Annotated in this window: 17 protein-coding genes and 1 tRNA gene; 14 read left to right on the top strand and 4 right to left on the bottom strand. The window is 71.6% G+C overall.

Going from position 1 to position 25166, the window contains the following annotated elements; all coding sequences use genetic code 11:
* The first annotated feature begins 2 nt into the window (after positions 1–2).
* From PVE36_RS12695 to PVE36_RS12680, 4 genes are read left to right on the top strand one after another with little or no spacing between them, the layout of a single operon-like run.
* Positions 3–2342 (top strand): sodium-translocating pyrophosphatase, encoded by a 2340-nt coding sequence (locus PVE36_RS12695; RefSeq protein ID WP_277452842.1) that lies wholly within the window; start codon positions 3–5, stop codon positions 2340–2342.
* 9 nt (positions 2343–2351) lie between these two features.
* Positions 2352–3872 carry a class I SAM-dependent methyltransferase gene (locus PVE36_RS12690; RefSeq protein ID WP_277452840.1) on the top strand — a complete coding sequence of 507 codons (1521 nt, stop codon included), beginning with the start codon at positions 2352–2354 and terminating at the stop codon, positions 3870–3872.
* Between the two features lie 10 nt (positions 3873–3882).
* Positions 3883–5610 carry an ABC transporter ATP-binding protein gene (locus tag PVE36_RS12685; protein WP_277452839.1) on the top strand — a complete coding sequence of 576 codons (1728 nt, stop codon included), beginning with the start codon at positions 3883–3885 and terminating at the stop codon, positions 5608–5610.
* Positions 5607–7625 (top strand): ABC transporter ATP-binding protein, encoded by a 2019-nt coding sequence (locus PVE36_RS12680; RefSeq protein ID WP_277452838.1) that lies wholly within the window; start codon positions 5607–5609, stop codon positions 7623–7625. Before PVE36_RS12685 ends, PVE36_RS12680 begins: the two co-directional genes overlap by 4 nt.
* 56 nt (positions 7626–7681) lie before the next feature.
* Here PVE36_RS12680 and PVE36_RS12675 read toward each other — a convergent pair whose 3' ends face one another.
* Complete coding sequence (locus tag PVE36_RS12675) at positions 7682–8470, bottom strand: class III extradiol ring-cleavage dioxygenase (RefSeq protein ID WP_277452837.1); 789 nt, start codon at positions 8468–8470, stop codon at positions 7682–7684.
* A 167-nt stretch (positions 8471–8637) separates the two neighbouring features.
* Between PVE36_RS12675 and topA the strand changes: the two genes are divergently transcribed.
* The 4 genes from topA (at position 8638) to PVE36_RS12655 (ending at position 14269) form a co-directional block, all read left to right on the top strand.
* The gene (gene topA, locus PVE36_RS12670; RefSeq protein ID WP_277452836.1) at positions 8638–11436 is read left to right on the top strand and encodes a type I DNA topoisomerase; all 2799 of its coding nucleotides are present in this window, start codon (positions 8638–8640) and stop codon (positions 11434–11436) included.
* A 118-nt stretch (positions 11437–11554) separates the two neighbouring features.
* On the top strand, positions 11555–12007 hold the full coding sequence (locus PVE36_RS12665) for an SCP2 sterol-binding domain-containing protein (RefSeq protein WP_277452834.1): 453 nt from the start codon (positions 11555–11557) through the stop codon (positions 12005–12007).
* A 1-nt stretch (position 12008) separates the two neighbouring features.
* A complete protein-coding gene (locus PVE36_RS12660; RefSeq protein WP_277452832.1) occupies positions 12009–13586 on the top strand; it encodes an AMP-binding protein in 1578 nt (525 codons plus the stop codon).
* A gap of 248 nt (positions 13587–13834) precedes the next feature.
* Positions 13835–14269, top strand: a complete 435-nt coding sequence (locus tag PVE36_RS12655) for a pyrimidine dimer DNA glycosylase/endonuclease V (RefSeq protein ID WP_277452831.1) — start codon at positions 13835–13837, stop codon at positions 14267–14269.
* 6 nt (positions 14270–14275) lie between these two features.
* Here the strand turns inward: PVE36_RS12655 and PVE36_RS12650 are convergent, their stop codons facing one another.
* Positions 14276–15616, bottom strand: a complete 1341-nt coding sequence (locus PVE36_RS12650; protein WP_277452830.1) for a serine hydrolase domain-containing protein — start codon at positions 15614–15616, stop codon at positions 14276–14278.
* Positions 15617–15674: 58 nt separating this feature from the next.
* Here PVE36_RS12650 and tmk point away from each other — a divergent pair, with 58 nt between their 5' ends.
* The 6 genes from tmk (at position 15675) to PVE36_RS12620 (ending at position 22156) form a co-directional block, all read left to right on the top strand.
* Entirely contained in the window at positions 15675–16295 is a 621-nt protein-coding gene (tmk, locus tag PVE36_RS12645) for a dTMP kinase (RefSeq protein WP_277452829.1), read from the top strand.
* A complete protein-coding gene (locus PVE36_RS12640; protein WP_277452827.1) occupies positions 16292–17455 on the top strand; it encodes a DNA polymerase III subunit delta' in 1164 nt (387 codons plus the stop codon). The genes tmk and PVE36_RS12640 overlap by 4 nt, the downstream gene beginning before the upstream one ends.
* A 121-nt stretch (positions 17456–17576) precedes the next feature.
* The gene (locus PVE36_RS12635; protein WP_277452826.1) at positions 17577–19073 is read left to right on the top strand and encodes an alpha/beta hydrolase; all 1497 of its coding nucleotides are present in this window, start codon (positions 17577–17579) and stop codon (positions 19071–19073) included.
* A gap of 128 nt (positions 19074–19201) precedes the next feature.
* Positions 19202–20308: an NAD(P)/FAD-dependent oxidoreductase gene (locus PVE36_RS12630; protein WP_277452824.1), complete on the top strand. Its 1107-nt coding sequence runs from the start codon at positions 19202–19204 to the stop codon at positions 20306–20308.
* Between the two features lie 60 nt (positions 20309–20368).
* Complete coding sequence (locus PVE36_RS12625; RefSeq protein ID WP_277452822.1) at positions 20369–21997, top strand: LuxR family transcriptional regulator; 1629 nt, start codon at positions 20369–20371, stop codon at positions 21995–21997.
* Between the two features lie 85 nt (positions 21998–22082).
* A tRNA-Thr gene (locus PVE36_RS12620) sits at positions 22083–22156 on the top strand.
* 159 nt (positions 22157–22315) lie between these two features.
* Here PVE36_RS12620 and PVE36_RS12615 read toward each other — a convergent pair.
* Together PVE36_RS12615 and PVE36_RS12610 are read right to left on the bottom strand one after the other, a co-directional pair.
* Positions 22316–23389, bottom strand: coding sequence for a site-specific integrase (locus PVE36_RS12615; RefSeq protein ID WP_277452821.1), 1074 nt, complete (start codon positions 23387–23389; stop codon positions 22316–22318).
* Between the two features lie 24 nt (positions 23390–23413).
* The gene (locus PVE36_RS12610; protein ID WP_277452820.1) at positions 23414–24964 is read right to left on the bottom strand and encodes a replication initiator; all 1551 of its coding nucleotides are present in this window, start codon (positions 24962–24964) and stop codon (positions 23414–23416) included.
* Positions 24965–25166 lie beyond the last annotated feature (202 nt).

Here is a 25166-nt window from a genome sequence, read left to right as displayed (position 1 = left end):
GCATGGCCGGTATGCAGGTGTCCCTGACCGCGGCGTCGTCGGCGCTCGAGCTCGACGGCGCCAACCTGACCCTCATCAGCGGTGTGGCCGTCATCGGTCTCGCCGCGCTCGTGCTGGGCGTCGTCCTGCGACGCCAGGTGATCGCGGCCGGCGCCGGCACCCAGCGGATGCAGGAGATCGCCGGTGCGGTCGAGGAGGGGGCCCACGCCTACCTGCGACGGCAGTTCAGGACGCTGATCATCTTCGTCGTCCTCGTCTTCGTCCTGCTGCTCTTCCTGCCGGCCGACACCGCTGGGGTGCGGTGGGGCCGGTCCGGCTTCTTCGTCCTCGGTGCCGTCTTCTCCGCGGCCATCGGCTACCTGGGCATGAGCCTGGCGGTCAAGGCCAACGTCCGCGTCGCCGAGGCGGCCCGCTCGACCGGACGCGACGAGGGCATGCAGATCGCCTTCCGCACCGGCGGCACCGTCGGCATGTTCACCGTCGGGCTCGGTCTGCTCGGGGCGGCCATCGTCGTCCTGGCCTACCGCGGTGATGCGCCCCGTGTCCTCGAGGGCTTCGGCTTCGGTGCCGCCCTGCTCGCGATGTTCATGCGCGTCGGGGGTGGCATCTTCACCAAGGCCGCCGATGTCGGCGCCGACCTCGTCGGCAAGGTCGAGGCCGGCATCCCCGAGGACGACCCGCGCAACGCCGCGACGATCGCCGACAACGTCGGGGACAACGTCGGTGACTGCGCCGGCATGGCCGCCGACCTCTTCGAGTCCTACGCCGTCATGCTCGTCGCCGCACTGATCCTCGGCTCGGCGGCCTTCGGCGCCTACGGCCTGGTCTTCCCGCTGCTCATCCCGGCGATCGGCGCCGTGACCGCCATGATCGGTATCTTCATCACCCGCGCCCGCGCCGGCGAGTCGGCCCTGGACGCGATCAACCGCGGCTTCTACATCTCGGCGGTCATCTCCGCGGTGCTCTGCGCGGCCGCCGCCTACCTCTACCTCCCCGGCAGCTACGAGCAGCTGGGTTCCTCCGACCAGGACGTCGCCGCCCTCGTCGGCGACCCGCGGCGCGCCGCGCTCCTGGCGGTCATCCTCGGCATCGTCCTGGCCGCCGTCATCCTGCGGATGACCGGGCACTTCACGGGCACCGACAAGCGCCCGACCGAGGACGTCGCCCGCACGACCGAGACCGGCGCCGCGACGGTCATCCTCTCCGGCATCAGCCTCGGCCTGGAGTCCGCGGTCTACATGACGACGACGATCGCCGTCGTCATCTACCTGGCCTTCCTGCTCGGGGGCTCCTCCGTCGTCCTCGGGCTGTTCTTCATCGCGCTCGCCGGCTGCGGTCTGCTGACCACGGTCGGGGTCATCGTCGCGATGGACACCTTCGGCCCCGTCTCCGACAACGCCCAGGGCATCGCCGAGATGTCCGGCGACGTCGACGAGGAGGCCGCGCAGGTCCTCACCGAGCTCGACGCCGTGGGCAACACGACCAAGGCGATCACCAAGGGCATCGCGATCGCGACGGCCGTCCTCGCGGCCACCGCGCTCTTCGGCAGCTACACCGACGCGTGGACCTCCACGGTGCGGGCACTCGAGGAGGGCGCGGTCTCCCAGGACCGCGTCGGGGGCTTCGAGCAGATGGTCAACACCCAGATCGTCACCCCGAGCGTCCTCGTCGGCCTGCTCCTCGGCGCCGCGGTCGTCTTCCTCTTCTCCGGGCTCGCGATCAACGCGGTGACCGTCGCCGCGGGGTCGATCGTCCACGAGGTGCGCCGCCAGTTCCGCGACCACCCCGGGATCATGGCCGGCACCGAGAAGCCCGACTACGCCAGCGTCGTCGACATCTGCACCCGCGACTCGCTGACCAAGCTGGCGACCCCGGGCCTGCTCGCCGCCCTGACCCCGGTCGTCGTCGGCTTCGGCCTGGGCATCGGGGCGCTCGCCGGGTTCCTCGCCGGGGCGATCGCCTGTGGTGCCCTCATGGCGGTCTTCCTGGCCAACTCCGGTGGTGCGTGGGACAACGCGAAGAAGATCGTCGAGGACGGGCGCCACGGCGGCAAGGGCTCGCCGGCGCACGAGGCCGCGGTCATCGGCGACACGGTCGGCGACCCCTTCAAGGACACCGCCGGACCGGCGATCAACCCGCTGATCAAGGTGATGAACCTCGTCGCCGTGCTGATCGCGCCGGCCATCGTCACCCTCTACCTCGGTGACGAGGGGTCGCAGATGATCCGGTGGGCGATCGCCCTCGTCGCCCTCCTCGTCCTCGTCATCGCCCTCGTGGTCGCCAAGCGCGATGATGTCGCGATCGCCGAGGTGCAGGAGGAGTCCGTGGGCGACCGGGCCTAGGCTCATGCCGTGACCTCCTCGGCGAACCTCCGTATCGACCCAGCCCTCCTCGAGCAGCTACGCGAGGACCTGACCGCGGCGGACTTCCGCGTCGACGCCGTCCGGGAGCGCCTGGGTGGTCTCGCGGCCGACGCACTCGGCCGCGAGCAGCCGCTGCCGGCCAGGCGGGTCGTCGCCGGGGCGAGCGATCCGCTCGGTGTGCTCATCGGCTGCTTCGGGCTGGGGCTGCCCATCCCCGCCGACACCCTCGGGGCCGCGCTGCCGCGGACCGGCGTGACCGGGGCGATCGCCCTGCGCATCGTCGAGCCGCACGGTGCGCACCTCGTCGCCACGTGCGACCTGCGGCCCTACGGCGACGACCTCGGTCACAGCTGGTGGATCGCCTCCGACCCCCCTGCGCTCTTCCAGCACCTGCGCAGCGAGCCCCTGCCCGTCGACCACGTCCTCGGCATCGGCGGTGCGTCGACGACGCTGGCCTCGTGGACGCCCCGGACCCCGGTGGCCCGCGCGCTCGACCTCGGCACCGGCTCCGGCGTGCAGGCGCTCCACCTGTCGGGGCACGCCGGGTCGGTCGTCGCCACCGACCTGTCGCAGCGGGCGCTGCGCTACGCCGAGTTCAACGCCGGCCTCAACGGCGTCGACTGGGACCTGCGCTCCGGGTCCTTCCTCGACCCGGTGGCCGGGGAGACCTTCGACCTCATCGTGAGCAATCCCCCCTTCGTCATCACGCCGCGGGCCGAGGGGGTGCCGCTCTACGAGTACCGCGACGGCGGTGCCGCCGGCGACGGCGTCGTCGCGGCCCTGACGAAGGGGGTCGGGGCCCACCTCGCCCCGGGCGGGGTCGCGCAGCTGCTCGGCAACTGGGAGACCGGCGCCGGGCAGGACTGGCGGGAGCGGGTCGGCGAGTGGGTCGCCGAGAGCGGCCTGGACGCCTGGGTGGTCCAACGGGACGTGCAGGACCCGGCGGAGTACGCCGAGCTGTGGGCCCGCGACGGCGGCCACCGGCCCGGCACCCCCGAGTACGACGCGCTCGTTGGCGCGTGGCTCGACGACTTCGCGAACCGGGGCGTGAGCGAGATCGGGTTCGGCATCATCACGCTGCACCGACCGACGAGCGAGCGGGCCCCCTTCGTCGACCTCGTGGAGGCGACCGGCCCGGTGGCGGCACCGATGGGCCCCACCGTCGCCGCAGGTCTCGCCGCCCGGGACCGGCTCGCCGGCATGACCGACGCTGAGGTGCTCGACACCGCCTGGCGGTGCGCGGCGGACGTCACCACCGAGACGCACGCGGAGCCCGGCGCCACCGACCCCAGCGTCATCCTGCTCCGGCAGGGCGGGGGGCTGGGCCGCGTCGTCCGTCTCGACACGCTCGACGCCGCCCTGGTCTCGGTGTGCGACGGCGAGCTGACCGCCCGCCAGTCGCTCGTCGCGATCTCCGGGCTGCTCGAGCGGCCCACGGACGAGGCGCTCGACGCGGGCGTCTCGCTCGTGCGGGGACTCGTCGCGGACGGGTTCCTGATCCTCCCGTGAGGGGGTAGTCGTGCTGGTCCGTCTGTGGCGCACGCACCTCGGCCGTCGGCCGGGGTTGCTCGCCGGCCTCGTCGCACTCCAGCTCCTGGGCACCCTCGCGGCCCTGGCCCTGCCGAGCCTCAACGGCCGGATCATCGACGAGGGCGTGGCGGTGGGGGACACCGGGTTCATCCTGCGCGCCGGCGCGGTGATGCTGGGGGTCTCGCTGGTCCAGGTCGTCGCCACGATCGGGGTCGCGTGGATCGCCTCGCGGTGCTCCTCCGGCCTGTCGGCGCAGGTGCGCTCCGACGTCTTCGCGGGGGTCGGCCGGTTCAGCGCGCAGGAGGTGAACCGCTTCGGCGCCGCGACGCTGATCTCCCGGAGCACCAACGACGTCCAGCAGGTGCAGCTGGTGACCAACCTCGGCCTGTCGATGATGCTCAGCGCGCCGATCATGATGGTCGGCGGCATCATCATGGCCCTGCAGGAGGACGTCGGGCTCTCGTGGCTCGTGGCCGTCGCGGTGCCGGTCCTCGGGGTCGGCGTCGGGCTGCTCGTGAGCCGCATGCTGCCGGGCTTCCGCACGATGCAGGAGAGCGTCGACTCGGTCAACCGGATCCTGCGGGAGCAGATCACCGGGGTGCGGGTCGTGCGGGCCTTCGTGCGCGAGCAGGACGAGCGCGAGCGCTTCGCCGAGGCCAACCAGCGGTACACCGCCTCGGCAGTGCAGGTCGGCAACCTCTTCGCGACCGTCTTCCCCTTCGCGATGCTCGTGCTCAACCTCTCGACGGTCGCCGTCGTCTGGTTCGGTGCGCAGCGCATCGACGCCGGTCAGATGAGCATCGGGTCGCTCACCGCCTTCATGACCTACCTGACCCAGATCCTCATGTCGGTGGTCATGGCCACGATGATGACGATGATGATCCCGCGTGCGGCCGTGGCGTCCGGGCGCATCGTCGAGGTCCTCGACACCCCGTCCAGCGTCGCGGCGCCCACCGACCCGGTGCCGGTGCCCGACGGTCCGCTCGAGGTGCGCCTGGAGGGGGTCACCTTCACCTACCCCGGTGCCGACGTGCCCGTCCTCCACGACATCGACCTCGTCGCGCGGCCGGGGACGACGACGGCCGTCATCGGGTCGACCGGCGCCGGCAAGAGCACCCTCGTCGGGCTCGTCCCCCGTCTCTACGACTGCACCTCCGGAGCGGTGCGCCTCGGTGGGGTCGACGTCCGCGACGCGGCTCTCGAGGACGTGTGGGCACGTATCGGGCTGGTGCCCCAGCGCGCCTTCCTCTTCGCCGGCACGGTCGCCGGCAACCTGCGCCAGGGAGCGCCCGAGGCGAGCGACGAGGACCTGTGGGCCGCGCTGGAGGTGGCCCGGGCCGCCGACTTCGTCCGCGAGCAGGGGGGCCTCGACGCCCCGGTCGGGCAGGGCGGCGCCACTCTGTCCGGGGGGCAGCGCCAGCGCCTCGCGATGGCGCGCGCGATCGTGCGTCGACCCGATGTCTACCTCTTCGACGACTCCTTCTCCGCGCTCGACGTCGCGACCGACGCCCGGGTGCGCGCCGCCCTTCGCCCCTGGACCCGGGAGGCCACGGTCCTCGTCGTGGCCCAGCGCGTCGCCTCGATCATGGACGCCGACCAGATCGTCGTCCTCGAGGACGGGCGGGTCGTGGGGCGCGGCACCCACGCCGAGCTGCTGCGGCAGTGCCCGACCTACGTGGAGATCGTCGAGTCGCAGGTCACCGAGGAGGTGGCATGAGCGAGGTCCCCACCGAGGAGGAGAAGGCGGCCGCGGCCCGCAGGCAGCCCGCCCCGCGCGGGGGACCGCCCGGCGCCGGTCTCGGCGTGCCGGTGGAGAAGCCCGCCGACTTCGCCGCGTCCGCCCGCCGCCTCGCGGGCCTGCTGCGCCCGCAGCGCGCGATCGTCGCGCTGGCGACCTCCGTCGCCGTCGTCGGCGTGGTCCTGACCGCCATCGGCCCGCGCATCCTCGGGTGGGCGACGGACCTCGTCTTCGCCGGTGTCGTCGGCGAGCGGCTGCCGCCCGGGCAGACGAAGGAGCAGGCGGTCGAGGGGCTGCGGCAAGCCGGGCGTGACCAGCTGGCCGACATGGTCAGCGGCGTCCCCGACCTCGTGCCCGGTCAGGGGATGGACCTCGGGGCCATCGGCCGGGTGCTGCTGCTCGCGGCGGCCCTCTACGCGGGCGCGGGGGTGCTGACCTTCGTGCAGAACCGCCTCGTCGTCGTCGCGGTCAACCGGGTCATCAGCGACCTGCGCCGGGACGTCGAGGACAAGCTGCACGCGCTTCCCCTGCCGTACCTGGACGGGCAACCGCGTGGCGAGCTGCTCAGCCGGGTCACCAACGACATCGACAACCTCGCCCAGTCGGTCCAGCAGACGCTGGGGCAGATGCTCACCAACCTCGTCATGGTCGTGGCGATGCTCGCGATGATGTTCTCCATCTCGCCGTTGCTGGCGGTCATCGCCCTGGTGACCATCCCGGTCTCGATCTGGGTGACGAAGGTCATCGGCACCCGCAGCCAGCGCTACTTCAAGCAGCAGTGGGCCACCACCGGCGAGGTGAACTCGATCGTCGAGGAGACCTTCAGCGGGCACGAGCTGGTCAAGGTGTTCGGCCGCCAGGAGGAGGTGACCGCGACCTTCGAGGAGCGCAACGAGGCGCTGCGGCGGGCGACCTTCGGGGCGCAGTTCGTCTCCGGTGTGATCATGCCGGTGATGATGTTCGTCGGGAACCTCACCTACGTCGTCGTCGCCGTCGTCGGGGGTCTGCAGGTCGCCGACGGAGTCCTCACCCTCGGCAGCGTCGTCGCCTTCATCCAGTACTCGCGGCAGTTCACGATGCCGATCACCCAGCTGGCGTCGATGGCCAACCTGGTCCAGTCCGGCGTGGCCTCGGCCGAGCGGGTCTTCGAGGTGCTCGACGCGCAGGAGCAGCGACCCGACCCGGTGGCGCCGGTGGTGCCCGAGCGCTCGGACGGTCGGGTCACCCTCGAGGGCGTCTCCTTCTCCTACTCGCCGGACCGGCCGCTCATCGAGGACCTCGACCTGCACGTCGAGCCCGGTCAGACGGTGGCGATCGTCGGTCCGACCGGCGCGGGCAAGACGACCCTCGTCAACCTCGTCCTGCGCTTCTACGAGCTCGACGCCGGACGGATCACCCTCGACGGCGTCGACATCACCCGGATGTCCCGGGCCGGGCTGCGCTCGCGCATCGGGATGGTCCTGCAGGACACGTGGCTCTTCGGCGGGACCATCGGGGAGAACATCGCCTACGGCCGCCCGGGCGCGGACCTCGAGGACGTACGCGAGGCGGCCCAGGCGACCTTCGTCGACCGCTTCGTCCACTCCCTCCCGGACGGCTACGACACCGTGCTCACGGACGGGGCGACCAACATCAGCGCGGGGGAGAAGCAGCTGATCACGATCGCCCGGGCCTTCCTCTCCGACCCGGACCTGCTCATCCTCGACGAGGCCACCAGCTCGGTCGACACCCGCACGGAGAAGCTCGTCCAGGACGCGATGCGCGCCCTGCGCGGACAGCGCACGTCCTTCGTCATCGCGCACCGGTTGTCCACCATCCGCGACGCCGACGTCATCCTCGTCATGGAGTCCGGACGGATCGTCGAGCAGGGACCGCACGAGCAGCTGCTGGACCGTGGCGGCGCCTACGCGCGCCTGTACGAGGCGCAGTTCGTCGCCCCGATGGACCAGGAGGACGTGCTGCTCGACCCGCGGGCCGTGCCGGCGGGGGAGTGAGGAAGGGGGTCAGGAACCCTCGGGGGCCCGCCTCGTCGTTCTGCAGCGGGAGGTGGTCAGGCGAACTGCCAGGAGCGCTTCGACAGGCCGAACCAGAAGCCGTCGACCGCGGTGGTCCGCTCGGTGGCGCCGGAGGCCTCGGCGGCGCCGGCAGCGACGTAGAGCGGCGCCCAGTGCTCGGTGCGCGGGTGCGCCTCGTGCGCGGCGGGGGCGACCTCGAGCATCCGCTCGAGGGTGTCGAGGTCACCGGAGTCGACCGTCTCGCGCGCCCAGTGGTCGAACTCGCTGGAGGCGCTCGGCGGCCGCGTGTCCGGGCCGAGGCGCGGGTTGAACCAGCGCAGGTTGTGGGTGGTGAATCCGGACCCGACGATGAGTGTGCCCTGGTCGCGCAGCGGGGCCAGGGAGCGGCCGAGCTCGGTCAGCTCGTGCGGGTCGAGGGTCGGCATGGACATCTGCAGCACCGGGACGTCCGCGTCGGGGTACATCTCCACCAGCGGCACGTAGGCGCCGTGGTCCAGGCCGCGGGTCTCGTCGCGGCGCACGTCGACCCCCTTCGCCCCGAGGAGGGAGGTGACCTCGGAGGCGAGGTCCGGCGCCAGGGGGGCGTCGTAGGTGACCTCGTAGTAGTGCTGGGGGAAGCCCCAGAAGTCGTACGTGAGCGGCACCCGGGTGCGGGTGGGGCTGACCGTCACGGGGGCGTTCTCCCAGTGCGCGGACACCATGAGGATGTTCTTCGGCTTCTCGAAGGAGCCGGACCAGCGGGCGAGCTCGGCGGTCCACCGGGCGTCGTCGGCCAGCGGAGGGGCGCCGTGGGACAGGAAGAGCACGGGCGGGGTCGTCGTCATGCCTCAATATTACTTGAACCTTCAATAAAAAGCCAGCCGTGCACTGGTCCCGTCTGTCGGGGATCGGCAGGGCCGCCCTGCCGGGCGTAGTACGGTCTGCGCGAGAGTGACCGCACGTCGAGGCAGCGACGAATCCGCTGCACGTGTGGTCGGGAGAAGGGGCACACATGGCCAGCAAGCTCGTCATCGTCGAGTCGCCAGCCAAGGCCAAGACGATCGCGGGGTACCTCGGCGGCGACTTCGTCGTCGAGGCATCGGTGGGGCACATCCGGGACATCCCGACCCCGTCGGAGATGCCCGCGGAGATGAAGAAGGGGCCCTTCGGCCGCTTCGGGGTCAACATCGAGGAGGGCTTCGAGCCCTACTACGTCGTCGACCCGGACAAGAAGAAGAAGGTCACCGAGCTCAAGCGCCTGCTCAAGGACGCCGACACCCTCTACCTCGCCACGGACGAGGACCGGGAGGGCGAGGCCATCGCCTGGCACCTCCTGGAGACCCTCAAGCCCAAGGTCCCGGTCAAGCGGATGGTCTTCCACGAGATCACCCAGGAGGCCATCGAGCGGGCGGTCGAGGACACCCGCGAGCTCGACCTGCACCTCGTCGACGCCCAGGAGTCGCGCCGCATCCTCGACCGCCTCTACGGCTACGAGGTCTCGCCGGTCCTGTGGCGCAAGGTCAAGGCCGGGCTGTCCGCCGGCCGCGTCCAGTCCGTCGCCACCCGCATCGTCGTCGAGCGCGAGCGGGAGCGGATGGCCTTCACCGCCGCCTCCTACTGGGACGTCGAGGGGAAGTTCTCCGCCGGCACCGCCCCCTTCGCCGCCCGCCTGTCCTCCCTCGACGGGACGAAGGTCGCCGCCGGGCGCGACTTCGACGACACCGGCTCCCTCAAGGGCAGCGCCCGCCACCTCGACGAGCGGGCCGCCACGGCCGTCGCCGAGGCGACGATCGCGGCCACCGCCACGGTGAGCTCGGTCGCCGAGAAGCCGTACACGCGCCGCCCGTACGCCCCCTTCACGACCTCGACGCTGCAGCAGGAGGCCGGCCGCAAGCTCGGCCTCGGCTCCCGCGACGCCATGCGCGTCGCCCAGCGGCTGTACGAGAACGGCTACATCACCTACATGCGTACCGACAGCACCAACCTATCGGGCTCGGCCGTCTCCGCCGCCCGCGGGCAGGCCCGCGACATGTACGGCGCGGACTTCGTCCCGGAGTCGCCGCGGATGTACGGCAAGAAGGCCAAGAACGCCCAGGAGGCGCACGAGGCGATCCGCCCCGCCGGTGACCGCTTCCGCACCCCGGCCCAGGTCGCCGGTGAGCTGCGCGGCGACGAGTTCCGGCTCTACGAGCTGATCTGGAAGCGCACCATCGCCTCCCAGATGGCCGACGCGAAGGGCTCGACCGCGACGATCAAGGTCACCGCGGACCTCGGCGGCTGCGAGGTCGCCACGACCGCCGAGTACTCCGCCTCCGGCACCGTCATCACCTTCAAGGGATTCCTCGCCGCGTACGAGGAGGGCACCGACGAGCCCGAGACCAAGGGGGCGAAGGGGGGCGAGGCCCGCCTCCCGAAGGTCACCGAGGGCGCGGACCTCGACGTCGTCGACGCCACCGCGTCCGGCCACGAGACCTCACCGCCGGCCCGCTACACCGAGGCGTCGCTGGTGAAGACCATGGAGGAGAAGGGGATCGGGCGCCCCTCGACGTACGCCTCGACGATCAGCACGATCCAGGACCGCGGGTACGTGCGCAGGAAGGGGTCCGCGCTCGTCCCGACGTGGCTGGCCTTCGCCGTCACCCGGCTGATGGAGGTGCACTTCACCCGCCTCGTCGACTACGACTTCACCGCATCGATGGAGGAGGATCTCGACCAGATCGCGTCCGGCTCCGCGGAGCGCGCCGCCTGGTTGCAGCGCTTCTACTACGGCGCCGACGGCACCGAGGGGCTGGCGGACCTCGTCTCCGACCTCGGCGACATCGACGCGCGGGCGATCTCCACCATCGACATCGGCGACGGGATCGTCGTGCGCGTCGGCCGCTACGGCCCCTACGTCGAGGAGGTCGTGCCCACCGGGGTCGACCCGGCGACCGGCGAGGTCACCGACGGGGCGACGACCGAGCCGAAGCCCAGGCGCGCGACGATCAACGACGACGTGCCGCCGGACGAGCTGACGCCGGCGATGGCCCGCGAGCTGCTGGCCCAGGCCGCAGACGACGGTCGCGTCCTCGGGCAGGACCCCGGGACCGGGCGCGACATCATCGTCAAGACCGGTCGCTACGGCCCCTTCGTCACCGAGGTGCTCGAGGAGACCGAGGAGAAGCCGAAGAAGGGCAAGGCCAAGGTCAAGCCGCGCACGGCCTCGCTCTTCAAGACCATGGACCCGGCGACGGTCGATCTGCAGACCGCGCTGAAGCTGCTCTCGCTGCCGCGCGTCGTCGGCACCGTGACCGAGACGAAGACGGCCGAGGACGGCACCGAGAGCCAGGTCGAGGTGGACGTCACCGCGCAGAACGGCCGCTACGGGCCCTACCTGAAGAAGGGCACGGACTCGCGCTCGATGGAGACCGAGGAGCAGATCTTCACGATCACCCTCGAGGAGGCGATGGCCCTCTACGCGCAGCCGAAGCGGCGTGGTCGCGCGGCCAAGCCCCCGCTGAAGGAGTTCGGCGAGGACCCGGCCAGCGGCAAGGCCGTCATCGTCAAGGACGGCCGCTTCGGCCCGTACGTCACCGATGGCGAGACCAATGCCACCCTCCGTCGTGAGGACGACCCGGAGACGATCACCGCGGAGCGCGCCTTCGAGCTGCTCGCCGACAAGCGGGCCAAGGGCCCGAGCACCCGCAAGAAGAGTGCCAAGAAGTCGACGAAGAAGACCGCCAAGAAGGGCGCGAAGAAGACGACGGCGAAGACGACGGGTGCCAAGAAGGCCGCGACGAAGAAGACGGCTGCCAAGAAGCCCACCTCCTGAGGCGGGCCACGCTCCCTTCGACGGTGTGACAGGACGCACGCGGCAGTGCGGCCGCGACCGCTGGCGGGCCACGTTACCCGCGGGTATGGTCGCCGCACACCGCACCGAAGGAGCTGCCATGGAACTGGACCCGTCGAGCTTCGCGACCACGAGTCCCGAGGAGTTCGCCGCGCTCGTCAAGGGCATGTCCGACCGTGAGATCGCCGAGACCATGCGCGGCGAGCACCGCAGCGCCGTGCTGGACGCGGTCTTCGCCCGCTTCCCGACGCGCTTCCGCCCCGACCGGGCGGAGGGCGTCAGCGCCACCACACAGTTCCGGATCACCGGGGGCCCCGAGAGCCGGCCCCACGACACCTACGAGATCGTCATCGACGACGGCTCGTGCCGCGTCTCCGAGGAGCCGGGCGACGACTTCGACGTCTCCCTGATGATGGCGCCCGCGGAGTTCCTCAAGATGACCACAGGTCGGGGCAACCCGACGATGATGGTGATGCGCGGCAAGATCAAGGTGAAGGGCGACCTCGCGCTCGCCGCCACCTTCCCCTCCATGTTCGACACCCCGAAGGCCTGAGATGTCCATCAATGCACTGACCGTCGCCAAGACCATGGCCAAGCGGGGCATGCTCGCCCCCGGGCCGCCGACCAACCAGGTCAAGCAGCTGACCGCCCTGAAGAAGTGGGGCTTCGGCCTCGCCGGTGAGATCCGCCAGGCGGCCAACCGCTCGCCCAAGGCCGTCGCCGTCGTCGACGAGACCAGGGGCGCCACGACCTACGCCGAGCTGCTGGCCAACTCCGAGAAGATCTCGGTCATCCTGAACGAGATGGGCTTCACGGCCGGTGACCGCATCGGGCTGCTCGCCCGCAACCACGTGCAGGCCATCGAGGTCATGTGCGCCACCTCGGCCATCGGGATCGACCTCGTGCTGGGCAACACCGGCCTGTCCGGGCCGCAGTTCGCCCAGGTCTGCGAGCAGCAGGGGATCAGGGCGCTCATCCACGACGACGAGTTCGCCGAGGTCGTGACCCACCTGCCGGAGTCGATGCCGAAGGTCACGGAGAGCGAGCTGGCCCGCCGGGTCGAGGCCGCGCCCCGCGCGAGCGAGCTGCCCGTCCCCGCCCGCGGCGGCAAGACGATCATCCTCACCTCGGGCACGACGGGCACGCCGAAGGGGGCCGCCCGCAAGACCCCGGGTGGCTTCGGTCCGCTGATCTCGATCATCGACCGGATCCCGCTCCACGCAGGTGACCGGATCCTCATCTCCGCGCCGATCTTCCACACGTGGGGCTACGCCGCGATGCAGCTGTCGATGGCCCTGCGCGCCACGATCATCCTGCAGCGGCGCTTCACGCCGGAGGCGGCCCGCGCGGCGCTGGAGGAGCAGCAGCCGCAGGCGATGTTCGCCATCCCGGTGATGCTCCAGCGGATGATGGAGCTCCCGGAGGACCCGGGCGCCCGGGCCCGTCGCAACCTGCGGGTCGTGGCCACCTCGGGCTCGGCCTTCCCCTCCGGCTTCACCACGAAGTTCATGGACGCCTACGGCGACGTCCTCTACAACCTCTACGGCTCGACGGAGGCCTCCTGGGTGTGCATCGCCACGCCGGAGGACATGCGCCGCGACCCCAACACCGCCGGCACCCCGCCGCTGGGCACGGTCGTGAAGATCTACGACGACGAGGGGCGTGAGGTCCCCGCCGGCCAGACGGGCCGCATCTTCGCGGGCAACGAGCTGGTCTTCGACGGGTACACCAACGAGGGCAGGTCCAAGGACTTCATCAACGGCCTGGTCTCCACCGGCGACGTCGGCCACGTCGAGGGCGGCCTGTACTTCGTCGACGGCCGCGACGACGACATGATCGTCAGCGGCGGCGAGAACGTCTACCCGACCGAGGTCGAGTGGTTGCTCGCCGAGCACCCCGCCGTGCGCGAGGTGTCGGTCGTCGGCGTGCCGGATCCCGACTTCGGGCAGCGGCTGGCCGCCTTCGTCGCCGTCAGCGAGGGGCACTCCCTCGACGAGGACGCGGTCAAGGAGCACGTGCGTGCCCACCGGGCCCGCCACTGCGTCCCGCGCGAGGTCGTCTTCATGGACGAGCTGCCGCGCAACGCCACGGGCAAGGTCCTCAACCGGGAGCTGCGCAAGCACCTCGCCTGAGTCGCCGCCACCCGGACCCACGCTGGTCGAGGTGCGAAGCCGTCCACGGCTGAGCCTCGAGACCGTCGCGGACGAAGGGGTGGGGTCGTCCTTGGCGCGGGCCGTGGGTGGCCGCGGACGAAGGGGAGGGGCCGTCCTTGGCGCGACGTCCGCACGACCGGGTGCAGGCGTTGCGTGGGTGCACGGTGCGGACGTCGGCCTGAGCCGGACGACCCCACCCCTGCGTCCGCTCCGGTTACGCTCACGTCATGCGGCTGTGGAGTCTTGACCCTGCCCAGCTGGACCGGGCGGCCCTGGTCTCCGGCTGGCGCGAGGGGCTGCTGGCGCAGGCCGTGCTGCTCGGCCGGACGAAGGGGTACACCCGGCACCCGCAGCTGGTGCGCTTCCAGCAGCTGGACGACCCGGTCGTCGGGGTGGCCACGTGGCTCCTCGGCCTCGCCGACGAGGCGGACCGCCGCGGCTACCGGTTCGACCGCTCCCGGGTGGTCCCGGCGCCCGACCCGACGCTGCGGATGACAGTCACCGAGGACCAGCTGCAGCTCGAGTGGCGCCACCTGCTCGCCAAGTGCGAGCAGCGCTCGCCGGACTGGGCCGCGGACCTGGTGATCGCCGCGCCGCGCGCCCACCCGCTCTTCGACGTGGTCAGCGGGCCGGTGGCCGACTGGGAGCGCGCGACGAGCTGAGGACGGTCACAGCCACTCGCCGAAGGCCATCGGCCGACGGTCGAAGCGGTAGGTGGCCCAGTTGAAGTGGCTGACCTCCCCCTTCGCGTCCCGCTGCACGCGCAGCAGCTCGCCCCGCTCCCGGCCGGAGACGGTGCGGAATCGGTCGGCGCCCTCGCGCTCGAAGACCGACGGCGGCTGCTCCTTGGGCTGACCGGCGATGCGCGCCTCGAGCGCGCCCTGCCTGACCGACAGGACGAAGTGGGTGCCCTCCGAGTACCAGTGCCCGAGCAGCGGGACGAGGTCGGCGGGCAGCTCGGTGCCGGGCTCCCACGGCTCCGGCTCGACCGGCTCGCGCTCGATCGCGATGGTGCCCATCTCGACGGCAGCGGTGGCCGGCGGGACGGGCGCGGAGTTGTTCATCATGATCAGGCCGGTGGTCGCAGAGGAGCGCTCGGTGAAGACCCCGGTGATCGAGCCCGGCCAGCCGCCGGTGTGCCCGACCCAGAAGCGGCCCTCGTGGCGGACCAGCTGCAGCCCCAGGCCCCACGCGCTGACCCAGCCGACCGTGTCGGCCATGACCTGCGGCTGGCACATCTCCTCGAGGGTGTCGGGGGAGAGGACCTCCTCGACGGGGTCGGCGATGAAACCACCCCAGCGGGCCATGTCGGCAGGGGTGGAGAGAAGACCACCGGCGGGGTCCATGGCGCGGGCGTCGAGGACGGGCTCCTCGACGGGGACGTCGGCGAAGGGCGGGACGTAGTACCCCTTCGCCCCGCGACCGATCGGGGCGGTCCCGGTGCGGCTCATCCCGAGCGGGTCGAGGATGCGACGGCGGATCGACTCCTCCCAGGTGCCGCCGTCGAGCCGGGCGATGATCTCACCGAGGACGGAGAAGCCCAGGTTGGAGTAGTGCCAGCGGTCGTGCGGGCGACCGACGCGCTCGGCACCCGACCAGCCGGCGAGCAGCTCCTCGCGGGTGGGCATCTCCAGCGTGTCGAAGACGTCGCCGACGGGCTCGCGCTGCATCCCGGAGGTGTGCGAGAGCAGCTGCCGGATCGTCACGCGGGCGTGCGAGCTGTCGGAGAGGTGCTCGTCGACGGTGTCGTCGAGGCTCAGGCGGCCCTCGTCGCGCAGCGCCATGACCGCGACGGCGGTGAAGGTCTTGGAGTTGCTCGCGACGGGGTACTGCGTGTCCTCGTCCGGGGCGTCGCCGGGGGAGGCGAGGTCGATCGTCCCGATCCCGCGGAACCACTCGAGGCCGCCCTTGCGCGCCACGCCCGCCGCGAGGCCGGGCACCCGCCCGTCGGTCTGCGCCGTCAGGGCGCGCGCGGTCAGGGCACGTGCGGTCTCCTCGGTGAAAGCCATGGGGGACAACGTAGTGCCCCCGACCACGGTTGTCCGGGGGCTGCCATAGGCTCGCGGGGTGAGTGAACCAGAGGGGACCTTCATCGCCTTCGAAGGGGGCGACGGGGCCGGCAAGTCCACGCAGGTCAGGCGCCTGGCGCAGGCCTTCGAGGAGGCCGGCCGCGAGGTCGTGATCACCCGGCAGCCGGGCGGCACGGCGCTCGGCGGAGCGCTTCGCGACCTCGTCCTCCACGGTGACGAGATCACCCCGCGGGCCGAGGCGCTGATCTTCGCGGCCGACAAGGCCCAGCACGTCGACGAGGTCGTCCTCCCCGCGCTCGAGGACGGAGCCGTGGTCATCACCGACCGCTACACCGACTCGGCCATTGCCTACCAGGGTGCCGGCCGTGACCTCGGTGCGGACGAGGTGGCGCAGCTGCAGGACTGGGCGGTCGACGGGCTCGTCCCGCACCTCACCGTGGTCGTCGACATCGACCCCGGCGAAGGCAGGCGCCGCCGTGGCGCGGTCCACGACCGGATGGAGTCGGAAGCCGAGGCATTCCACGCCACCATCCGCGGCCGGTTCCTCTCGCTCGCCTCGGACGACGGCAGCCGGTATCTCGTCGTCGACGGCTCGGCCGACCCCGCGGAGATCGCCTCCAGGGTGTGGGCGCGTGTGGTCGAGGAGGGCTGGGCATGACCGCCTCCACCACGACCGGCGCCGGGATCTGGCGGGACGTCATCGGCCAGCCGCAGACCGTGGCCGCGCTGCAGCGGGCGGTCGGCGAGCCCGCGTCGATGACGCACGCGTGGTTGTTCACCGGCCCACCCGGGTCGGGACGCTCGGTCGCGGCGCGGGCCTTCGCCGGGGCATTGCTGTGCCCGAGCGGCGGGTGTGGGGAGTGCCGCGAGTGCCGCACCGCGCTGGACGGGACGCACGCCGACGTCGAGGTGCTCGCGACGGAGGCGTTGTCCATCGGTGTGGCCGAGACGCGCGGGCTCGTCCAGCTGGCCGGGCGCTCGCCGAGCGTGGGGCGCTACCGGGTGATCCTGGTCGAGGACGCCGACCGGCTGACCGAGCAGTCCGGCAACGCCCTGCTCAAGGCACTCGAGGAGCCGACACCGCGCACCGTGTGGCTGCTGTGCGCGCCGAGCCTGGAGGACGTGCTCATCACCGTGCGCTCGCGCTCGCGGCACGTGCGGCTGCGTACCCCACCGGTCGCGGAGGTCGCCGAGCTGCTGCAGCGCCGGGACGGCATCGACCCGGGGATGGCGACGTACGCCGCGCGGGCCGCGCAGAGTCACATCGGCCTCGCCAAGCGTCTGGCGACCGACGAGGGTGCCCGCATCCGGCGCCGCGACACCATCATGATGGCCTCGCGCATCCGAGGGGTCTCCGACGCGGTGGGGGCCGCGGCCGACCTGCTCCAGATCGCCGAGCAGGAGCGTGACCGCACCCTCGAGTCCCGCGCCACCCAGGAGAAGGCGCGCCTCCTCGAGACGCTCGGCGCCGACCCGAGTGCCCGGACGCAGCCGCCGCACATCCGCGCCCAGATCAGCTCCCTGGAGAAGGAGCAGAAGACCCGCGCCACCCGATTCACCCGCGACATGATCGACCGCGCCCTCGTGGACCTGCTGTCCGTCTACCGCGATGCGCTCGTCCTGCACGCGGGCACCCCGGTCGAGCTCGTCAACGAGGACGCCCGGCCGGTCGTCGAGGAGGTCGCCCGCGCCTTCAGTGCCGAGGGGTTGCTCCTCGCGATGGAGGAGATCGCGACCGCGCGCGAGCGCATCGGTGCCAACGGCGCGCCCCTCCTCGCCCTGGAGGCGATGGCGGTCGGGCTGCAGCTGCCGCGATAGCGTCGGCGACATGCTCTCGCCCGGCCGTGCCCCCCTTTCGAGGCTCCCTTCGAGGTTCCTTCGTCGCACCTCAGGACGGCGCCTCGGTCGCACCTCAAGACGGCGCCTTCGCCTTGCCTCGGTGCTCGTCGCACTCGTGCTGCCGGTGACCAGCTGCTCACTCCTGGCGCCCGGCCCGGAGCCGACCGGCCTGTCCGCCGGCGACCGCGAGGTGCCGCCCGGCAGCGACGGACTCGAGCGGTACTACGAGCAGGAGCTGGACTGGAGCGACTGCGCGGCGGTGGAGTGCGCGAGCCTCGAGGTGCCCGTCGACTGGTCCGAGCCGGACGGCGAGACCCTCGAGATCGCTGTCAACCGCGTCCCGGCGAAGGGGGACGCCGCCGGCTCCCTCGTGGTGAACCCGGGTGGTCCGGGCGGCTCCGGTGTGGACTACGCGGCCGCGGCCGACCAGATCGTCGGGACGTCGATCCGGGAGCACTTCGACGTCGTCGGCTTCGACCCCCGGGGCGTCCAGCGGTCGGCACCGATCGACTGCGTCGGCGACGCAGAGCTCGATCAGTGGATGGGCAACGACCCGTCGCCGGACGACGCCTCGGAGCGCGCGGCGGCGATCGAGCAGTCGAGGGAGTTCGGCCGGGCGTGCGAGGCGACGACCGGTGAGCTCATCGGGCACGTGTCCACCCAGGACGTCGCCAAGGACCTCGACGTGCTCCGCTCGGCGCTCGACGACGGCAAGCTGACCTATCTCGGCAAGTCCTACGGGACCACCATCGGAGCGACCTACGCGGAGCTCTTCCCCGAGCGGGTCGGCCGGATGGTCCTCGACGGGGTCTTCCCGACCGACCTGAGCAGCACGGAGGCCGCGATCGGGCAGGCGAAGGGCTTCGACACCGCGACCCGCGCCTGGGCCGCGGACTGCCTCGCCGACGACTGCCCCCTCGGGGGCACGGAAGAGGAGGTCCTCGCGACGGTCACCGGCCTGCTGCAGGAGCTCGACAAGGATCCGGTGCCTGCCGGTGGTGGCCCCCGGCTCACCGAGGGGTGGGCCTCCGTCGGCATCGCCCAGGCCATGTACGACCAGGGCATGTGGTCGATGCTCACCGAGGCACTCGTCGCCGCCCAGCAGGGTGACGGCAGCGCGCTGATGCAGCTGGGGATGTCGTACGCCGGGCGCGATACCTCGGGGACCTACACCTCGAACATCATGGAGGCTCTGCCCGCGGTCAGCTGTCTCGACGACGGCGTCGACAGGGACCCGCAGGAGTGGCAGCAGGTCGTCGACGAGGTCGAGGCCGAAGCGCCGATCTGGGGGACCTTCCTCGCCTGGGAGAGCCTGGTCTGCGCCACCTGGCCCGTCGAGCCGGTCGAGGGCATCGGCCCGGTCGAGGCGAAGGGGGCCGACCCGGTTCTCATCGTCGGCACCACCCGCGACCCGGCCACGCCCTACGAGTGGGCGGTGCGGTTGCACGAGCAGATCGACGACTCGGCGATGATCACCCACGAGGGCGACGGCCACACCGCCTACATGCGACAGAACGACTGCGTCGACTCCGCGGTGGAGGAGTACTGGCTCACGGGCGAGCTGCCCGAGGGCGGGGAGCTGACCTGCGAGGAGTAGGCGGGAGCAGCGCGAGGGGTGGGTAGAACGACCCACGTGGTCTCGGCGGGGGATGGGCACTGCGGCCGATGCCGGGGTGCCCCGACGTCCATAGCGTGATGGGTACGGATCGAACCCGGGAGGGCGTCATGCAGGCACAGCACGTGGACACGGTGATCATCGGAGCGGGTCAGGCCGGCCTGTCGACCGCCTACCACCTGAGGCGCGAGGGGGTCGACTGCCTGGTCCTGGACGGGAACGCACGGATCGGGGACGAGTGGCGACGACGCTACGACAGCCTGCGCCTCTTCACCCCTGCCGGGAGGAGCCACCTCGACGGGTTGCCCTTCCCTGGGGACCCGTGGGCCTTCCCGACCAAGGACGAGATGGCCGACTACCTCGAGCTCTACGCGCTCACGCACGAGCTGCCGGTGCGGCTGCGCAGCCGGGTGCGCCGGGTGGCCGCGGACGGCGACGGGTTCCGCGTCGAGCTGGAGGAGCCGGCCGAGCACCCGATCACCTGCGACGCGGTCGTCGTCGCCACGGGGACCTTCGGTGAACGACCGAACCTGCCTCCCTTCGCCTCCGGTCTCGCCGAGACCGTCCACCAGGTGCACTCGAGTCGGTACCACGGTCCTGATGACCTGCCCGCCGGGCCGGTCCTCGTCGTCGGGGCGTCGCACAGCGGTCTCGACATCGCACTCGAGCTGGCCGCCGAGCGCGAGACCACGCTGGTCGGCCCCGTCCACGGCAGCGTCCCGCTCGAGTGGGGCACGTGGCGGATGCGACGGGCCTTCCCCGTCATCGAGTTCGCCTTCCAGCACATCCTGACCAGGCGGACTCCGATGGGGCGCAAGATGCTCGGGGTCATGCGTCACCACGGCGCTCCGCAGCTGCGGGTCAAGGCGCACCACCTGGCAGAGGCCGGGGTCGAGTGGATCGACGACCACGTCGTCGGGGCGTCTACGGACGGCCTGCCGCAGCTGGCGGACGGGCGCACCTTCGAGGTCGCCAGTGTCGTGTGGGCCACTGGTTGGCGCCACGATCACTCGTGGCTGGACGTGCCCATGGAGGTCGAGGACGGCTGGCCGGTCGAGTACCGGGGAGTCGTCGAGGACGTGCCCGGCCTGTACTTCTGTGGGCTGGCCTTCCAGTACGCGTTCAGCTCGGGCGAGATGTGTGGTGTCGGCCGCGACGCGGCACACGTCGCCGATCGGATCGCCCGTCGGCGGGCGGCGCGCGTGCCGGCTGCCTGACACCGCGATCCCGGTCCCGGACGGCTCCCTGCCGCTAGCATCGGTGGTGAGGGGGTCGCCATGGGCGTGGTCGAGGATCTGCACCGGGCGCGCGAAGCGTACGAGCGCCGTGAGTGGCTCGCGGCCTACCGCACCCTGTCGGACCTCGACGACGCGGTTCTCGCGGCCACGGACTTCCTGTCCCTGGCCGACGCGGCCGAGCTGCTCGGCCGTCCGGACGACGCGGTGCAGGCACTGCAACGGGCCCACCACGCCGCCCTCGACGCGACGGACCCCCTGCTCGCGGCCCGTGCGGCCGCGCGGCTCGGGATACTGCTGGCACTGAGGGGGGAGAGCGCCGTCGCCGGCGGCTGGCTGGCCCGCGGGGAGCGCGTGCTCGAGGAGGTCGACGGTGACGTCGTGGAGCGGGGGTACCTGCTCGTCGGGCGGATGCTGGAGCGGGTGAGCGTCGGTGACCTGGAGGGGGCCCGCCCGCTGCCGGCGCAGATCACGGCGTGCGGGCGACGCCACGCCGACCCCAACCTCGTGGCGCTCGGGCTCAACCAGGAAGGGCGTGTGCTGACGGTCTTCGGGCAGGTCCCCGCGGGGCTGCGGCTGCTGGACGAGGCCATGGTCGGGGTGGTCGCGGGCGAGGTCGACCCACTCGTGGCCGGCGAGGTCTACTGCTCGATGATCGAGGCCTGCCAGTGGGTCGGTGACCTGGGCAGGGCGGCGCAGTGGACGCGTGCCCTGTCGCAGTGGTGCGACGCCCAGCCCACAATCGTGGCCTTCACCGGCCAGTGCGCGGTGCACCGGGCGCAGCTGATGCGGCTGCACGGCTCGCTACAGGACGCGGTGACCGAGTTGGAGCGGTCCGCGGCGAGGTACGAGGCGGCCGGCGGCCATCCGGCCATCGCCCTCGCCCACCACGAGCGCGGCGACGTCCTCCGCCTGCTCGGGGACCTCGACGGCGCGGACCGGGCATACGGTCAGGCGCTGCAACACGGCAGCGACGCGCAGCCCGGACGGGCCCTGTTGTCGCGGGACCGGGGTGACCTCGATCAGGCCGTTGCTGCCGCCCGACGAACCCTCGCCGGGACCCACGGTGCGATCTTCCGTCATCGGGTCATCCCGGGCTGCGTCGAGGTGCTCCTGGCGGGTGATCTCATCGACGAGTCGGACGTCCTGTCCGACGAACTTGCGGGGATCGCCGAGGACTTCGGGTGCGCGGCCGTGCGCGCCTCGTCCGAGACCGTGGCCGCGCAGGTGGCCCTGGCCCGCGACGATCCCGAGTCCGCGCTGCCGATGGCGAGGTCGGCGCTGGCCCGGTGGTCGGTCATCGACGCGGACTACGAGGCGGCACGAGTTCGGGTGCTCGTGGGGCGGGCGCTGCGCCTGCTGGGTGATGAGGACGGCGCGGTGCTCGAGCTGGAGGCCGCCCGGGAGGCATTCGTGACGCAGGGGGCGGTCCCCGACGCCCGTGGTGTCGCCGACCAGCTCGGTGAGGCGGACCGGCCCGGTGGACTCACCGGCAGAGAGGTCGAGGTGCTGCGCCTCGTGACCGTCGGCATGAGCAACGCCCAGATCGCCGAGGAGCTGCACCTGTCGATCAAGACGGTCGCCCGGCACCTGTCCAACATCTTCACCAAGCTCGATGTCGGGTCCCGCACGGAGGCGGCGGCCTTCGCCCACCGGCACCATCTGGGGTGAGTGCACACGGTCGCCCGGCCGGGTGGACTGCGATTTCACCCCAACCCACCGCATCCGTATACTCGTGCCTCGCGCCACGGCGCATGCCGCCTTAGCTCAGTCGGCTAGAGCGATTCACTCGTAATGAATAGGTCATCGGTTCGATTCCGATAGGCGGCTCAGCGGAACGCCCTCGACACGGTCGGGGGCGTTTTTGCTGATCAGAGGCGGTTTTCGTCGAGCCGGCAAGGACGGCGACCAGACCAGCAAGTGCCGCCAAGAGCAGGTCGGCGGGGCCGAAATGGGCACACTTTGGGCACATCAGGTGGCGAAGGGGGCTCATGGCTGGGCTCCCCGCAGGCCATCCAGCGCTGCCGCGATCTCGTCCAGCTCGTCGTCGTAGAGGTGCGCGTAGATTCGCGCCGTGGTGGTGATCGACTCGTGGCCCATCGCCCGTTGGATGTAGCGGAGGTCCGCGCCGGCCTTCCTCGCCAAGCTGCCGAAGGTGCGTCGCAGGTCTTGCGGCGTCACCCCGTCGAGCCCCGTTGCCTTCAGCGCGGCACTCCACCCTGACCGGTGTCGCCAGTTGCCGTTGCGCAGGTAGCCACCGTCCGGAGCCGGGAAGATCAACGCATCGGCAGACCGACCCGCGGTCCTGGCCTCGGGCACCTCCCGCATCGAGGGCGGGATGCCGATCGAGCGCGCAGAGGCCCGCGACTTCGGTGCAGAGACATCCATCCGACCGCCGACTTCGGTGGCTCGCTCGACCACCCGGACCTGGCCCCGCTCGAGGTCGACGTCCGAGACCTTGAGGGCGGCCAGCTCCGACCACCGCAGACCGAGCAGGGCCATCGCCAGCACGAGGTCGCCCTCACGACCGAGGCGTGCCGCGAGGGCCTCGACCTGGGCCATGGTCAGAATCCGCTCGCGCGATGGTGGCCTCGCTGGCAACCGCACGCCCCGAGCGACGTTGTGGCTCAGGCGCCGGGTCCGCATGCCGAAGTCGAGGACGAGGCAGAAGACTCGGTGGGCGTAGCGCACGGTCTCCGGGCCCTTGGTCTTTCCGAGCGAGGTCACCCACTCGGCGATGTCGGCGTGCTCGATCTTCGCGACCGGCCACGTGCCGAAGTGGTTCAGCACGTGACGGAACGCCATGCGGTAGTTCTGCTGCGTCGTCACACGTAGGTGGGTCATCCCGCCCTGCTCGTACTGCGACCACAGGGCCGATAGCGTCACCAGTCCACGTCGAGGGTCGACGAACTCCCCACGGCGCATCCGACCACGCAGCTCGTCCTCGAAGGCCTCGGCATCCGCACGCCGGTCGAACGTCCGGGACCGCTGGCGGTGCTCCGGTGTCCGGTACCGAACCCGCCAACGCACCCGCCCCGAGTCCAGGACTCGACGCTCGATCATGTCGGCACCTCACTCGTGTCCTGCTCATGCATCGCCATCTCCTCTCTCTAGCCCAGATCGAGCCTTTCGCCGTTCGGCTTTCCACAGGTCGTACTCACGGGCGCGGGCGGCGACCGCCAGGGCGAGGGCTTGTTCGAGGTGGTCGCGCCAGCCGGTCCCGACGTAGGTCCAGGTGCCCACGACCTGGGTGGTCTCTTCCGCGTCGTCGGCGAGCAGCCGTGCCTCGAGGTCGCGGGTGTCGAGGGGTTGCCCGGTGCGGCGGGACTCAGCGGCCAGGGCCTGCCACCGCGAGCGGGCGCGACGCAGGGCGCCGAGGGTGAGGGAGTAGCAGCGGGACTTGGTGCCGAAGTGACCGCGGAAGCCCAGGCAGTGCACCCACTTGCCCATGCGTTGGTAGTCGTGATCCTGATCGTGGAAGGTCGCGGCCCGGGCAGCCATCTCGTGGCACTGCCGGCGCAGGGCGAGGATGTGCGGCCGCTGCTGGCCGCGGCCGTGCAGGCCGGAGGAGTCCTTGGTGGAGTACTTGGCCAGGTACCCGGCGACCTGGTCGGGGGTTAGCGGGCCGGCCGGGTCGTCGGTGCGCGAGCCGGCTCGGACGGTACGCACGTCGACCTGGGACCCGAAGGCCAACACTCGAGGGGTGTCCTTGTGGTCGGCCGGCTCGGCGATGGCCGTGACGGTCGGGACGACCTGGTGGACGAGGGTGGCGAGGGTGTCGCCGTCGATCGATGGGGGAGCGGGCGACCCGGTGCCGCCGGCGGCGGGTCCGTCGAGGCGGATCAGGGCGTGGAAGTGGATCAGGCCTCGTGCCTGGTGCTCGGCGACCTTGGCGTACTGGATCGACGCGACCTCGCCAAGGCGGGAGTCGGGCACGGCCACGTGGTGGGCGACGGCGCGGCGGAAGGCGATGGTGAAGCGTCGCCACAGCTCGGGAGCGTGCCACTGCCACATCACCGCCGACGCCGTGTCGTGGCATTCGAAGCACAACGGCGCCCCGTTGACCTCGTCGTCCCGGTCGTGGACCCGGGTGCACCACAACGGCCGTCCGTGGGGACACCGGGTGCGGTCGTCGCGTCGCCGGGGCCGACACGCCCTCCCGCTCCGGTGGCCGTGGACCGGCCCAAACGAGGGGGCGGTGAGGGTGACGAACAGCAGCGGGTTGTCCCGCACCTGGTCGGGGACGCTCTTGCCTCCGACAACCCCGGCATGGATCAGTGCGTAGGTGTCACGGGCATAGGTGCGTGAGCAGGACGGGCACACCGAGGCACGGCGGTTGCCACACGGACGGTGGAGCACCCCGAACGGCAGGTCACTGGCGTCGAAGGTCGAGACGATCTCGCCGGTCGTGGTGTCGACGGTGACCGAGGACCCGGCCAGCCGGACGGGGTGGGCGCAGTTGTGTGTGGTGTTCAGGGCCTGGGCGAAGTTGTCCATGCTCCCGTCGCGCATCCGCTGGGCGATCAGCTTGGCGTTCTCGGGGTGATTGAGGTCGGGAATGTCCAGCGGCGCGTCCTCACCGAAGCCGGGGAAGCGGTCCTGGCCGGCGGCAGGGGCGTGCGTGTCGGTGGTGGCCACGGTCCCCTCCCAACCAAAGAAGGGTGTGCCACGCGGACCGGAGTGCGGCTCTGAGATCCGCGCGGCACACCCAGACTGTGGGGTGAGCGGCGATACGTGGTCACCGACGTTCCAGAGCCGCTCAACGCCGGGCACACCCAAAGAGGGTGCAAGTGCGGATCCCGTCAACGAGTCTTTGCGGCCTTCGATGGATGCGAGCCGT

It is taken from the genome of Janibacter sp. DB-40 (assembly GCF_029510815.1).
Classification (GTDB): Bacteria; Actinomycetota; Actinomycetes; order Actinomycetales; family Dermatophilaceae; genus Janibacter.
Note: the sequence above shows the minus strand (reverse complement) of the source record. Positions and strands in the feature narration are given on the sequence as shown.

Bases quoted from the DNA above. Each gene is read 5' to 3' on its own strand.
- PVE36_RS12695 (WP_277452842.1), top strand. From the start codon at position 3: ATGGCCGGTATGCAGGTGTCCCTGACCGCGGCGTCGTCGGCGCTCGAG.
- PVE36_RS12680 (WP_277452838.1), top strand. From the start codon at position 5,607: ATGAGCGAGGTCCCCACCGAGGAGGAGAAGGCGGCCGCGGCCCGCAGG.
- PVE36_RS12675 (WP_277452837.1), bottom strand. From the start codon at position 8,470: ATGACGACGACCCCGCCCGTGCTCTTCCTGTCCCACGGCGCCCCTCCG.
- topA (WP_277452836.1), top strand. From the start codon at position 8,638: ATGGCCAGCAAGCTCGTCATCGTCGAGTCGCCAGCCAAGGCCAAGACG.
- PVE36_RS12665 (WP_277452834.1), top strand. From the start codon at position 11,555: ATGGAACTGGACCCGTCGAGCTTCGCGACCACGAGTCCCGAGGAGTTC.
- PVE36_RS12660 (WP_277452832.1), top strand. From the start codon at position 12,009: ATGTCCATCAATGCACTGACCGTCGCCAAGACCATGGCCAAGCGGGGC.
- PVE36_RS12655 (WP_277452831.1), top strand. From the start codon at position 13,835: ATGCGGCTGTGGAGTCTTGACCCTGCCCAGCTGGACCGGGCGGCCCTG.
- PVE36_RS12650 (WP_277452830.1), bottom strand. From the start codon at position 15,616: ATGGCTTTCACCGAGGAGACCGCACGTGCCCTGACCGCGCGCGCCCTG.
- PVE36_RS12640 (WP_277452827.1), top strand. From the start codon at position 16,292: ATGACCGCCTCCACCACGACCGGCGCCGGGATCTGGCGGGACGTCATC.
- PVE36_RS12630 (WP_277452824.1), top strand. From the start codon at position 19,202: ATGCAGGCACAGCACGTGGACACGGTGATCATCGGAGCGGGTCAGGCC.
- PVE36_RS12625 (WP_277452822.1), top strand. From the start codon at position 20,369: ATGGGCGTGGTCGAGGATCTGCACCGGGCGCGCGAAGCGTACGAGCGC.
- PVE36_RS12615 (WP_277452821.1), bottom strand. From the start codon at position 23,389: ATGATCGAGCGTCGAGTCCTGGACTCGGGGCGGGTGCGTTGGCGGGTT.